This window comes from Saccharolobus shibatae B12 (assembly GCF_019175345.1).
GTDB lineage: Archaea > Thermoproteota > Thermoprotei_A > Sulfolobales > Sulfolobaceae > Saccharolobus > Saccharolobus shibatae.
Genome location: NZ_CP077717.1, coordinates 842659 through 855573, shown reverse-complemented (window position 1 = coordinate 855573; position 12915 = coordinate 842659). Strand labels below are relative to the sequence as shown.

Here is a 12915-nt window from a genome sequence, read left to right as displayed (position 1 = left end):
AAGTTAATCTTAAATTCTACTCTGTATAGAATATTATAAAGAGTGGTAAAGTTGGAGGATATTATACTTAAGAATTACGAAGAAGAGTTATTTGACCATAAGGTCTACAGTAAGTTAGCAGAAGTAGAGAGAAATCCAGAATTAAAGAAGACATTATTTAAATTAGCAGAAATGGAGAAGAAACATTCTGAATTTTGGAGAGAGGTCGCTGAGAAAAGAGGACTTAAGATTAAAGGAAAACTAACAACTTTAAATAGAATCAAGGTAAACTTTTACACTCTATTGCGAAAAATTTTGGGTCTAGATATTACAATTAAAGTTCTAGAGAGCAGTGAGGAGGATGACATAGAGAAGTACAGGAAACTGTCCGAAATGGAGATCTTCTCTTCCGATGAGAAACAAAGGTTAAAGGATATTATGGTAGATGAGGCAGTCCATGAAAAAGTTTTAGGAAATGTTGAAGCTAAAAGTGTAGGTGATTTTGTATATGGCATAAGTGACGGTCTGGTAGAGGTTTTAGCTGCGGTATCGGGATTATCTGGGGCCATATCTTCACCACTATTTGTTGCCGTGGGAGGATTAATAGTTGGAGTATCTGGAACGCTTTCAATGGCAATAGGTGCATACCTATCTACTAAGTCAGAAAAAGACGTAAAGATCCAAGAAAGAAAGAGATTGGAGTTAGAGAAGAATGTTGATCAACACTCAGTTCAATTAAGACTGGTGAATTTCTTTACAGAACTTGGAGTAAATCTAAATCTAGCCAAGAAGGTCTCGTCAAGTTTAGTAAACGTTGCTGAAGATATTCTATACCCAGAAGTTAAGGAAAATCCAGTTAAAAGTGCCTTAATTACGGGTTTGTCATACATTACTGGGGCTATAATACCCATTTTGCCATATTTAGTTGGATTATCTGGACTTACTGGCGTGATAACGTCTTATGTAGTTGCAGGATTAGCCACATTTATAGTTGGTTCTATCATAGGGATATTAAGTGGAATAAACCCATTTAGGAAAGGTGCTCAAATGGCTTCTTTGGCGCTGTTAGCAGCTTTAGGTACTCATGCTTTAGGATATTTAGCGTCAAGATTTCTAAATGTCAGCATTTAATATGAAAGGCTTTAAATTTTATTACCTCAATTATAACACGTGCCTAGCTTATTTGGTAGGAAAGTCAAGGTAATACATCATATAGATCACTTACATCCAACAATGAAGTTAGCAATAAAGACTATACTAGATTCTTATCTCCCAGATATTGTGAGAGGTTATGGTTTTAAGTATGCGGATCCTAAATGGGGAGAGCCTATTTTCATTCCCTATGGCTATCTAGATGGAGAGTATAAGGATACGATTAGTGCGTTTAAAAAAATTATGGAAGAGGTTAATGAAAGAAAAGATGATGGTTTAGCGAAATTTAAGGAATGGTATCCAGAGGGGAAATTTTTTGATATTTACAGATTTATTCAATACTCAATTCCTGGGACTGAGGAAGGATATACGCCCGGTATTGCAGCTGATCCCTTAATACCCTATAATTATTTCAAAGATAGTTTAAATGAGGTTAAGGATGAAATTAATGGGAGTGTTATTGTTGCATCTCCATCACTTTCATCTTTTACTGAGTTTAAGTTTTACGACCCAATAATAGGTAGAAGAAATGAAATAGTCGATGCCTATATTTGGGTCAATAAGTTATTCCATGAACAATATGATAAGGATAAGATGTATGATGAGAACTTGGGAAGATATTATATGAATATTATACTTGACTTCTTAGAAGGATATGCTAAAAACAAAAGAGTTAACGAGATAGAAAGCGGTGATGTATTATTAATTCCAATGTTTGTGTGGGGTAAGGATAAGGTCTTTGATGACAGTAGTAACATAGTTTCAGCATGGCAGAACTCTAACTTATTTAGCAGTTCAATGTTCCACGAGATCGAAGCATTGCCAGTTATACTTAATAAACAATACTTTGACTCCGTAATTGCTAGATATTCTAACATGTTTACTAAAATTATTCTATTGAGTAATAAGAAACTCCCCCAAATTGACAAATGTAGTGAGTGTCCCTCCTCTTTAAGAACACTAAAAGTACAAAAAGAGGGTAACTTCTCAAAGGTATTTATAGCAAAATGATTTTTTAGGCTAAAGCCTCGTTTATAGCATTTGTTATTTCGCTTGAAGCATTGAGAATTTGATTGTATGCTCGCAAGTACTGTGCAGAAGGAGTAGCTTTGTGCAGTATTATATTGTATAGTACTGTGGAATTTAAGGCGGCTAATGTGGACGGAGAGATTGAATTGGGATATCCCAAATCAACCCAGGTACCGCCGGGTCCGGTTATGATTAATATTGAAATTATGTGGGGATAATTGCCGAAATATGCTGGAGCTATATTATTAAGTTGAGTATATGTTTGATTCACCTCATAGTACACTACCAGATTATACGCCCAACTGGGTAACTCACTTTTCAGCTCTTTCAATCCAAAGGTCACATCGTCAGTGTTTATTGGCGTACCATTTGTTGTTTCGTTCAAATATTGGCCGTAAATGTAAATTGGATGAAAGTACACTCTAGAATTTGGAAGTGGCGTATAGTTAAGGAACAGTAACCCTGGTATTTCTCCTCCAAAATTACTCTCATATACTGAATAATGTGGGACTACGCTTAGATTTCCATATTTTGTAAGTGCTAAATATAAGGGCCACGATGTTGTAGCACCGTTTGGACAACCATACCAACTTATGAAGTAAATTTCGACAGAATTGTTAGGTGCGTAATTGGTATTACTGACCTTATATAAATTAAAGAGAGGAGTATTGGCGTTGGCTGTAATTGGTGAAGATGAAGAGGGATGGCCAAAGTATGGCACTGCTACTAAGATTACAATTACCACAACTAGCACAACAAAAGGTATATAAAGTAACTTATTCTCATTTTGTTGCGATTTTTTCCTTTTAGCCATCATATATACAACACAACATTAAGTTAAATTTGTTTTGCAAAGTGGAATATCTCCAACGTAAACTATCTTATTTCCAACTAATTTAAAAGTCTTTATATTTAATTTTAACCCCTCCTTTATTGAATTCCAGAATTCAATCGAGAATTTAGGATCAGTTTTCTCATTAGGTAAGAAACATTTTGCATCATCTCTCATTACTAAAATTAGTAACATTGCGTTGAATCCCTTCCTCATTAGCTCCCTTAATTCTTTAAGATGTCTTCTCCCTCTTTCAGTTGGAGCATCGGGGAAATAAGCTATATCGTTCTCCACTAACGTACATCCTTTTACTTCCAAGAAGGTATTATCGTATTTGAAGTCAATTCTACTGTTTCCTACCTTAATCTCTTTTTCGTAAGTTTCCGGTAGGAACTTTGAGGCTATAATGTTGTGTAATCTACTATCTAGCACTACAAATCTTGAATTAGAGTAAGCTGCAGTTATTGAAAATTTTGTTTTATAACCCTTTGTTTCCCTAATCAGTACTAAGTTTCCTGGATAAATTAAATCTTTTAATCTTCCAGGGTCATGCAAGTGGGCAAGGAATTCTTCCCCGTTAAAAGTCACTTTAACCAAGAATCTATTTATCCGTTCTACTACGTGTGCTTCATATAATTGTTCGATGAACTCGTATACGCTAAAGCCCTCCTTAACACGAAAGGGTAAGTCTCCAATTTGGTTTCGGGAATCTCTTTCCTTCATGAAATCTACTCAACTATAATTTATTGTATTTAAGGATATAGAGCTTTCCTCAAGATATTGATTAATCTCACTCAGAGGAAGTTTACGACCTACGAACATATTAATGTCTTCTAATGCGTTTAGTAACGTTCTTTGCCTAGAAATTTTCATAATTATTCGTACATATTTATAAATACTTTAAATTTATTTATTTCTGGTATGTAACGTCTTCTTCTTACTTTTATGTCTACAAATAGGAGGATTTCTCTATTACGTAAAAAGCATCTTTATTCCTTAAACTTTCAGATTAAATTTTAGGAGTTAAAAGATAACGCATAACTATTCAGTATTACCGCAGAGGGGAGCATCATCTTCCATTTATTATATTTAAGTTTTTTATCCATTTCTCCATGAATTAAGTGATGATGAGTTTGCCGAGTGTTGACGTTGTGAAATGAACTCACTTTCTGATTAAGAAGGATTAAGACATATTCTGGTGTTATACTCCTCTTGTATTTCACTACATTCCATTCTATCGGAGTTTACAAATGATTTTTCTATTTTCTTTAATTGTGAATCTACAAATGCTACCTTATATCCCGTAACCACGTACCAAATATTATTCTTATTCTGAATGACTATTAGCCTAGGTGAGAGTTCGAGTAACATTTTTCTAATATGGTCTGTATTGCTACCAGTTCCGCTGACTCTGAACTCTTTAACTACTACATCTCCTTGATTCCCTTCTATCTCATATCCATCAACGTAAATAGTTAATAATGCTCCTAATCTCAGTACTGTTGAGAACTCTTTAGGTTCTAATTCCATTTTATATTTTGAAATATATCTTAACCACCTTTCCCTTTTCCTTCCTCTGGTTTTCATCTTAATTAAGCCTTGTAAACTCATGGAACTTAGTATGTCATTTACTGTAAAAGCAATAAAGTCAGGATCTCTATAAATTTCCATACCTTTGCATTTCATGTCAGTTATTATCCCATTACATAAGTATGAGTATTCTTGAAGTGGTGGGATAAATAGATCTTCAATACTAGTAATCTTAAGTCTCACATAACTCTTATATGCACACTATTAGATTTAAGCGTTTAATATCCAAATATGTCAAATAGCGTTAAATCTTCTAATAGCATCATGTCTAAAAGCGACAAAGTGATTAATAATGGAAGAACATCAATGTACTCTTGAGGTAACTGAGAAGGATCCACATTACCACTAGCAAGTAATTCTTGTAATTGTCTCGATTTTTCTTGTAAAGATTTATAAATCTTCTTGGCTTCCTCTAAACCGGATGCAGTAAGATCGTAAACAGTCTTTTTAAATATAATGCCTTTGGTTCTCTTTATAACTAATCCCTCTCGTTCTAAATACTTCAACGTTGCATCAACTTCATATTTATCTTCCTTAAGTCCCTCTGCTATTTCTTCCAAAGTGGAGTCCCTATTCTGATATAAATAAGCAAGAATTTTCTCTCTGAGATTCATCTAACTGTACTCTTATTTTACTCAGATTTAAATATTTTGGCTAGCCTAATTTGCATCATTATATACTGTAATGGTTTAGTTACCTTAATAAAGCAATATATAATATTAATAAGCAAAGATGAGAAAAGATTCCCGAACTCGTTAGGGATTATTTTAATTAATGATTCGGTAGAATAGGATAATGGTGAAAAAATGGGTATAGATCCTAACTACAGGACGAATTTTCCGGTATCTGGTGAGCATTCTGGGCATAAGATATATGGTACAGTAGAACCACCGGCAAAGCTAGGTATACATGGAACCATTGTTGGTGTAGATTTCGATCTATGTATTGCAGATGGTTCATGTATAAACGCATGTCCAGTTAATGTCTTCCAATGGTATGATACACCTGGTCATCCTGCATCAGAAAAGAAGGCAGATCCAGTAAATGAGCAAGCTTGTATATTCTGTATGGCATGTGTTAACGTCTGTCCAGTTGCAGCAATTGACGTAAAACCACCATAAAATTTTTTATTATCCTTTCCATTTGTTTTCGAAAATGAAATTTTATATAAATTCTCGGAATAAGTACATTGAGGTTTTTGCAGAAGGAAAAGAGGGTATAATTATTTTTCCAACATGGATTCCTGGTTCTTATGTTATCAGAGATACAGAGAGATATGTCGTAGAAATAGAAGGAATTAGAATAGGAAAGAATAGGTTCTTTGTTAAAGATAAGTTCAGATATGTGATCCAATCTCTAAGTAAAGATCAAAGAGAAGCGATCTCAACTAGTGACTATTTATTCATTAATCCCCCATCAGTATTTCCGTTTCAGACAATTGAAGAGGAATATTGTGTAAAAATTAACACTACGTGGCCTATCCATACTACGTTAAAAAAGGTCGGAGATTGGTTTTGTGCCGATAACTATAATGAATTTGCGGATTCACCCATTCAAGCTTCACCTAAATTAAAGCTGATTGAGATTGATAAAAAGCATAAAATTTCTACTATTGATGAACTTGATAAATCGTTTATAGAATCATTAGAAAAATGTATATTTGAAATAGATCAGAAGATCTTTTCTAATTCCTCTACAGATGAATATATATTCTTCTTTAGGAGGTCTGATATTGATTTAGGTGGGATTGAACACGAGAGATCTTCTTCCATTGTAGTCTCATGGAACTACAAAGATCTTATCCGCTTGTTTATTCATGAATATTTCCATAGGTACAATGTAAAGAAAATTAGGCCTAAGGATTTAAAGATTAATTACGAAAGCGAAACTTATACTGAGTTACTGTGGGTTGCGGAGGGTCTTACAGAGTATATTGCAGCAGTAGTTCCTTTAAGAACAAGAGTAGTGAAAGTGGAGGAAACTCTGAATTACATTGCAAACACATTAGCGTGGCTTACCTTTCCGGGGATAAGGAGAATGAGCTTAGCAGAATCTTCCTATACCACATGGATAAAGTATTACCACCGTGACAATAATTTCTTCAACGTGGGCATTTCCTATTATCAGCTAGGTCTAATTGTTGGTCTTATAATGGATCTAGAGATGATTGAGAACGGTAACTCAATTTATAATTTCTTTAGAGAATTATACAAATTAGGGGAATATACGTATGGTAATGTTAGGGACATAGCAGAAAGATTAGGAGTTAGGAATTTAGACGAGTTAGTGTTTTCAAAAGATCCACCAATATTTAATAGACTGTCAAGATATTTTGAACTAAGTTTCGTAGATAAAGGTTCTCCATATTGTGGGTTAATGTTAGATAACAAGAAGGTGACTTTTGTTGAAGATGATTCACCCGCAGATAAAGCTGGAATTATTCAAGGTGACGAAATAATTGGCATAAATGGAATTTCTTCCAATAATTTAGAATGTAAAGGTACACTAGCGTTGGTTATTAATAGAGAGGGAAGACTTATGGAGTTTACACTTAAGCCAAGTGAAAATCCTGGACACAATTTGGCTATAAAAGGAAGTGGACAGGTATTCAAGAAATGGTCTAATGGTATAGAATATGGAGAAGGGAAGTCAAACATAAGGATCATTTAATATATTTTCTTCTAAATAAAATTCCAGCTTCTAAGGGGAAAGAATCCAACTAGGTGCTTAAAAGTCAGCCTAATTAAGGAAGATTCTCTTTTACTACCCTCAATGAATGAAAGATGTTTTCATTTAGATTGTAATAGAGGTTAAGTCAAATAGGAAAATCTAAAAGAACTTAAGCATGGCTTTAACTAGAAGGATGAAGTTTTCCCTTATCTTTTTTAAAATAATCTCTAACACTTCATATAATCTCTTTGGTATTACGCAGAAATCCTTATAAACTCTTTCTAAGGAAGTTCGGGATATATGGAGCCATTCTATTTTAAGTCATATAATAGAACAGTAGGAATAGCACACGACGTGAATGAACTAGAAAGGGAAATCGAAAGACTAGGAAAGGAAGATCCAGCTTGTGTTGAATGGCATCTTAAAGAGGGGCATATTGTGTCTTGGTTAAACTATATTGGTGAGAGAGGTTTGGCTGAGATGTTAAGGGGAGTTAGTAATGTGAAAGAAGCATTGACTAGAATTAGGGAGTTTAAAACATTGAAGGGTAGACAGAGAAAGAGAGCAAAATACTATAACAGATAACTCATTATTACAGGTTTAGTAGAACTTCTAACATTTTTGCTTGAGTGTTTCTTTTTTAGTCTCACTTTAAACAGAAATGTTTAGTTTCTGTAGTGGACTATGGAGAGTGAAAGACAAAACCAGATATTTTTCTTGTCACATCTACCACTAGAGGAAAGACGGAAACAAGTTGAACGCTTTTGCTAAAGGCAAGAAAATCAGCAATCTAAAATAGTTCTGTCACAAGCATAAGAGCATAGTATCTAGTGGGTATGAAATTTCCTCTAAGGAATTGCTTCTTGAGATCTGGGAGAAATAGTCTTGGAGATAAAGAGAATCATTTGAAAAAGTTATTTCTTCTTTGGTAAAGGAAATAGTAAAATGAATAAGAAAGAAGTAAGGCCTAGGCTTAAGATTATACTCCATATAAAACTAATATCACTTGGGTGAGCACGGGGACTTTCCACCTAGTTCCCGTAGTATCACCCAAGTAATACTCCCGTGCTCACCCTAAAAAGGTATTACGTCGCATTCTATTTATAGAACACGAGCAGTTCATATAATTTGTTTTGAATTAACAAAATTGTTGTCCACACTCTGTTCATATTACATTTATCAATAAAAATGATCCCTCATGCCGAGTGGGCTATGCCCAAAAGGGTGAGGGTGAGAAGTACGGAGATGTGAGTTCCGTGTCGTTGGGATCAAAGGAGCCTCATGGCTCACTTGCTAGTAGGTGGTTGAGGGCTAAAGTCTCTACGCTTGATCACGATTGAAGATAAAAAGAGTGAAATGAAAGTGTAGGGACAAACGGTAAACCGTAGTTGCATCCGGTCGCGAGTTGGCAGAAAAACGGCAAAAGATTATGATGTCGAATTTATACCTCTAGAATAATTTCAGTAAAATGAAGATATAGCCTTAGGGCGATTCAGGTTTCCATTGCAAATTCACTATATTTCAAAAACTATGACGAATTTAATTGGGTAATAACGGTTAATAAAGGGAATACGTGCTTAATCATGTTAATACTTTTATATTTATATTATTCATAAATTACAATTCGCAATGGATCCATGAATCGCCCTAGCCTTATCTGGTATAAGACATCTTACAGTTTCAAATTAAAAACTGAAACCTTTCTAATTAATAGTCCTTAGTGTTACATATTTTTGCTTTGACTGCTAGAGTGAAAACTAAGCCTAAATGTATCAAGCTGATCCGTCACTATCTCATTGTTGTAATAACCAAGAAGATCCAGCTTGTGTTGAATGGCATCTTAAAGAGGGGCATATTGTGTTCTGGTTAAACTATATTGGTGAGAGAGGTTTAGAATACTATAGCAAAAACGCTTTTATAAAAATTCGTATTTTGTCGTTATCATTATTTCCGCATCCTTATCGTATTCTCTCTTAAACTTTAACGCTAGGTCTCTAGCTTCATCCATACTATCAACCACATTTACAAATATTCCAGCTTTATCATCCTCTATTTCAGTGAAAGCGTACTTTACAAAGAATTTTTTCCCATCTTCTACCTTGGATGTAAATACTGCAAATATGGATATCTCAGCCCTATTTAAATCTATAATAGGGATCAGTCGGATGAATTTTTTGCTATACAAGTATCTTAGATGTCTTCTGATTGTTTTGGATGATACTCCTAACTCTTCAGCTAGCTCAATTGGTTTTATCAAGGGTTTCTCCTTAAGTATGCCTACTACTTTCAAGTCAAACTTGGAGGGGCTATAAGGCATTTGATTTGGTATATATATCATTTTTGGTTCTCCCAACTTCTCGCTCATTTTTCGTATTTTTTCATCAAGTTCAAATCTACTCTTGGAATCAATTTCATAAATGTTAGTCTCTTCTAGACACTCGATTTTGGCTATGTAATCTCCATCCCAATCGTATAAATTGTTAAAGGCTACATAACCATGATATCTGCCTAGGAAATTTGGATTAACGTAAAGTGTAAATCTTTTGATTATATCTCCAAACAACTTCTCCATTCTGTAGCTAACGGCTGGTGGAGATATGCCTAGCATCATTGCAATTCTTCTTTGTGGTGTTCTAGCATCTTTTAGAAGTATCTTTAATATTCCCTTATCTATTGAATCCATAATTACCTATCTCATTTATGTTTTATATCCTTTTCTTACAATAGTGTTTTAAAAGTTTTCACAATATTTCTTCTCTTTCACTTATCTTTTTGAGACCTTCGAATAAGGAGTTTATGTTTCTTTCATTGAAAGGTAGTCTTATTATAGTATATTCCCCGGTATATATTCCATACATAAAAAGTATTACATCTCTCTCGTATAAATAAGTGTATATAAGTGCTTGCATTAAGTCGACCTTTTTAAGTTCAGGTTTACTTTTTATTTCTATCACTAAGTCGTCGGAGCAAATATCGGCTTGTCCAATTAGTTTAACATTTCCTATTTTCTCTATTTTCTTATCGCAATAGTACAACTTCCTCTCATCAACTATCCCTGAAAGAAGCTCTAGAGCTTTATTCAAGTTATAGTAGAATGGAAGATATTTCTCATTAATTCTGTTGATTCCATTTATTAGATATTCTTGCAGGTACTCATGAAGTAATTGGCCTAGCTTACCGTTACTGGGCATTCTTAACTCAAACACATAATATTGGGAAAGTACTTCATATTCTACATCACTATAATTTATGAAATAGCCTAATTTCTTCTTTAGACTATTTTCCAACAAGCTATTTTTCTTGTGAGGGTTTAAATAGATTTTTCCAAAAAACTGAGATACATCTACTACGAATTTTGTCTGAATATTACTTTACAGACTGTAGTTTTACGGTTAAGAGTAATCAAGTTCTTCCTTTTCTCCAATCAGTCTTAGGTAGTATTACATGTTTAAATGATTCTAGCCTATTCTTGTAAGGAATCAAATCCTCTATTATGTTCTTTATTTCTTCCTTCATGTTCTTTTTAGGACTAAATCCCAACGATGGCAATATTCTAGTTTCAACCCTATAATAGTGTTCCTCTTTTTCTACTCTAGGGTTCTTTACATTTTGTATAGTAACTCTCAATCCCATAAACTCAGCAACTTCTTTGACCATTTGAGCTATTTGAGCGACACTATATACCTCATGAATTTGGTTAACGACCCTATATTCTCCTTGATTAGGAGGATGTTCAAGTAAAATAGTTAGCGCTTGCATGCTATCCTCAAGTGAAATGAATCCTCTGGTTTGGCCTCCTTTTCCATAAGGTGTTAACGGAATACCCAATACTGCTTCCACGCAATATCTATTAACAACCGTCCCCCAAACTTCATCAAAATCGAATCTCGTCCTTAACTTCTCATCTATAATCTCTTCAGTTCTCGTACCATATACTGGGCCTTGCATAATATCGGTGATGGTTAAATTCCATACCTTATTTGCCCATAACAAGTTGTAACTATCGTAAACTTTACTCCAATGATACCAACTGCTAGCCCATTTGGGAAATGGAATCGTATCCTTTTTGCCGTTTATTTCAACTTCTACAAATGGTGACTCTAGTATATCATAATTAGGTGTTCCATATTCTCCCATTGTTCCCATCTTTAGAATATGGATACTCGGATCCACCTTTATTATTGAATAAATGAGATTTATCGTACTAGTAAGATTATTTATGAAGGTGTAATTAGCGTGATTCACATCAATCATCGAGTATGGAGCAGATCTTTGTTCGGCGAAATGAACTACTGCATCTGGTTTATGTTTTTGAATAATCTCATGTAATTTATCAAAATCCTTAACATCAGCTCTGTGAAAGGTTATATTGACATCAAGTAATTTCCTTGCTGCTGTGATCCTTTCCTCTGGATCTGGTAATGGAAATGCGGAATCTGATCCTACTTCCCTTACTGCATTTCTAGTGTATAAGTTATCTACTCCAATAACTTCATGTCCTCTCTTAGCCAATCGTAGTGCTAGTGACCATCCTAGATAGCCATCAGCACCTAAGATAAGTATTTTCATCAATAATGTAAAGATTAAGGGAATAAAAAAGCTTATGGTAAGTTAATGTGTATTTATGGGAAAAAGCTAAATCTGTATTTGAGAGATCAAGAATTATTGTTTAATTACTTGCAATAAATGATCTAAATTCTCCTTATAGACCTTGTAAAAGTCCTCAACAGATTTGTTTAACCTCTCCTTGTCACTCTCTGGTAATACGCCCTCCAAACTTGGTCCTATTTCAGCTCCTACAACTATTGGGACGCTTATGTGTATTATCTCATCTTTATAAGTTCTAGGAGTTGCTATACTCATCACTCTTCCTTCATTTAAGACTATTGCTCTAACAATGTCCTTTATTATAGTTGCCGGTCCCCAGGTTGTTCCACCCATTACTCTTATTATCTCCCCTGGTATTGACTTAACGTAATTTTCAACCTCCTCTTTAGTTACTCCTTTAGCTACTTCCTCAAAGGGTTTCCCGTTGACTTTGACTGTGCTCCACAAAACTACTGCGTCTTCTCCATGCTCTCCCGCTACATACCCAGTTACCTTAGTTACTGGGACTTTAAGTTTCTTACTTATATATGATCTCATTCTCATTGTCTCTACCGTGTCTCCAGTGCTTATTGTGAGTTGTTTAGAGAATCTCATGAATACTGAGGCCATCATGTCAACTGGATTTGCAACCATTATGTATAATGCCCCGGGATTTCTAGGAGGAAGCTGTTTTGCAAGATCTATTTGTATTTTTGCATTATCAACAAATAGATCCCTTCTGCTCATCCCTGGTTTCCTTGGCTTACCCGCCATAATAAGTATGATATCGGCATTGGCTACATCATCAAGAGAGTTAGTACCTATTACTTCAGTGGAAAGACCTCTAGTAGCCATTGCATGTCTTAATTCATGTTCGAACTTTTCTGGTAATTCTGGAATAATATCGTATAATATAACTTCACTTGCTAAACCGTCAAAAATTACAGAATAAGCTATTGTCTGACCTATTTTTCCTACTCCTATAAAAGCTATTTTTACCATACTATCACGAGTATAAATATGCATTCTAAAGTATATTAAGCTTTTTTCAATGTTCATTATAGTTCGACTTTTAT

Annotated in this window: 14 protein-coding genes and 1 pseudogene; 6 read left to right on the top strand and 9 right to left on the bottom strand. The window is 34.4% G+C overall.

The window, feature by feature from the left end; all coding sequences use genetic code 11:
- Positions 1-42 precede the first annotated feature (42 nt).
- A complete protein-coding gene (locus J5U23_RS04760; protein WP_218267119.1) occupies positions 43-1110 on the top strand; it encodes a VIT1/CCC1 transporter family protein in 1068 nt (355 codons plus the stop codon).
- 39 nt (positions 1111-1149) lie between these two features.
- On the top strand, positions 1150-2142 hold the full coding sequence (locus J5U23_RS04755) for a hypothetical protein (protein WP_218267118.1): 993 nt from the start codon (positions 1150-1152) through the stop codon (positions 2140-2142).
- Between the two features lie 4 nt (positions 2143-2146).
- Here J5U23_RS04755 and J5U23_RS04750 read toward each other — a convergent pair whose 3' ends face one another.
- The 4 genes from J5U23_RS04750 to J5U23_RS04735 form a co-directional block, all read right to left on the bottom strand.
- Entirely contained in the window at positions 2147-2977 is an 831-nt protein-coding gene (locus J5U23_RS04750; protein ID WP_218267117.1) for a DUF929 domain-containing protein, read from the bottom strand.
- A 15-nt stretch (positions 2978-2992) separates the two neighbouring features.
- Positions 2993-3715, bottom strand: coding sequence for a DNA/RNA nuclease SfsA (gene sfsA, locus J5U23_RS04745; RefSeq protein ID WP_218267116.1), 723 nt, complete (start codon positions 3713-3715; stop codon positions 2993-2995).
- 450 nt (positions 3716-4165) lie between these two features.
- Positions 4166-4765, bottom strand: coding sequence for a hypothetical protein (locus J5U23_RS04740; protein ID WP_218267115.1), 600 nt, complete (start codon positions 4763-4765; stop codon positions 4166-4168).
- A 35-nt stretch (positions 4766-4800) separates the two neighbouring features.
- Positions 4801-5196: a MarR family transcriptional regulator gene (locus J5U23_RS04735; RefSeq protein ID WP_218267114.1), complete on the bottom strand. Its 396-nt coding sequence runs from the start codon at positions 5194-5196 to the stop codon at positions 4801-4803.
- Between the two features lie 192 nt (positions 5197-5388).
- Here J5U23_RS04735 and J5U23_RS04730 point away from each other — a divergent pair, with 192 nt between their 5' ends.
- The 3 genes from J5U23_RS04730 (at position 5389) to J5U23_RS04720 (ending at position 7837) form a co-directional block, all read left to right on the top strand.
- Positions 5389-5703, top strand: a complete 315-nt coding sequence (locus tag J5U23_RS04730) for a 4Fe-4S dicluster domain-containing protein (RefSeq protein ID WP_012712645.1) — start codon at positions 5389-5391, stop codon at positions 5701-5703.
- Between the two features lie 34 nt (positions 5704-5737).
- Positions 5738-7252, top strand: coding sequence for a M61 family metallopeptidase (locus tag J5U23_RS04725; RefSeq protein WP_218267113.1), 1515 nt, complete (start codon positions 5738-5740; stop codon positions 7250-7252).
- Between the two features lie 300 nt (positions 7253-7552).
- The gene (locus J5U23_RS04720) at positions 7553-7837 is read left to right on the top strand and encodes a hypothetical protein (RefSeq protein ID WP_218267112.1); all 285 of its coding nucleotides are present in this window, start codon (positions 7553-7555) and stop codon (positions 7835-7837) included.
- A 375-nt stretch (positions 7838-8212) separates the two neighbouring features.
- On the opposite strand, the pseudogene J5U23_RS16140 reads toward J5U23_RS04720, so the two are convergent.
- Positions 8213-8306 (bottom strand): annotated as a pseudogene (locus J5U23_RS16140) (IS6 family transposase); the annotation flags it as partial.
- A 151-nt stretch (positions 8307-8457) separates the two neighbouring features.
- On the opposite strand from J5U23_RS16140, the gene J5U23_RS15975 reads away from it, so the two are divergent.
- Entirely contained in the window at positions 8458-8592 is a 135-nt protein-coding gene (locus tag J5U23_RS15975; protein WP_280638399.1) for a hypothetical protein, read from the top strand.
- A gap of 575 nt (positions 8593-9167) precedes the next feature.
- Here the strand turns inward: J5U23_RS15975 and J5U23_RS04715 are convergent.
- The 4 genes from J5U23_RS04715 to J5U23_RS04700 form a co-directional block, all read right to left on the bottom strand.
- Positions 9168-9935 carry a winged helix-turn-helix transcriptional regulator gene (locus J5U23_RS04715; protein ID WP_218259666.1) on the bottom strand — a complete coding sequence of 256 codons (768 nt, stop codon included), beginning with the start codon at positions 9933-9935 and terminating at the stop codon, positions 9168-9170.
- Positions 9936-9993: 58 nt separating this feature from the next.
- Positions 9994-10542, bottom strand: coding sequence for a hypothetical protein (locus J5U23_RS04710; protein WP_218259665.1), 549 nt, complete (start codon positions 10540-10542; stop codon positions 9994-9996).
- A gap of 112 nt (positions 10543-10654) precedes the next feature.
- Complete coding sequence (gene agl3 / locus J5U23_RS04705; protein ID WP_218261296.1) at positions 10655-11821, bottom strand: UDP-sulfoquinovose synthase; 1167 nt, start codon at positions 11819-11821, stop codon at positions 10655-10657.
- A 93-nt stretch (positions 11822-11914) separates the two neighbouring features.
- Complete coding sequence (locus J5U23_RS04700) at positions 11915-12898, bottom strand: lactate/malate dehydrogenase family protein (RefSeq protein WP_280638398.1); 984 nt, start codon at positions 12896-12898, stop codon at positions 11915-11917.
- Between the last annotated feature and the right edge of the window lie 17 nt (positions 12899-12915).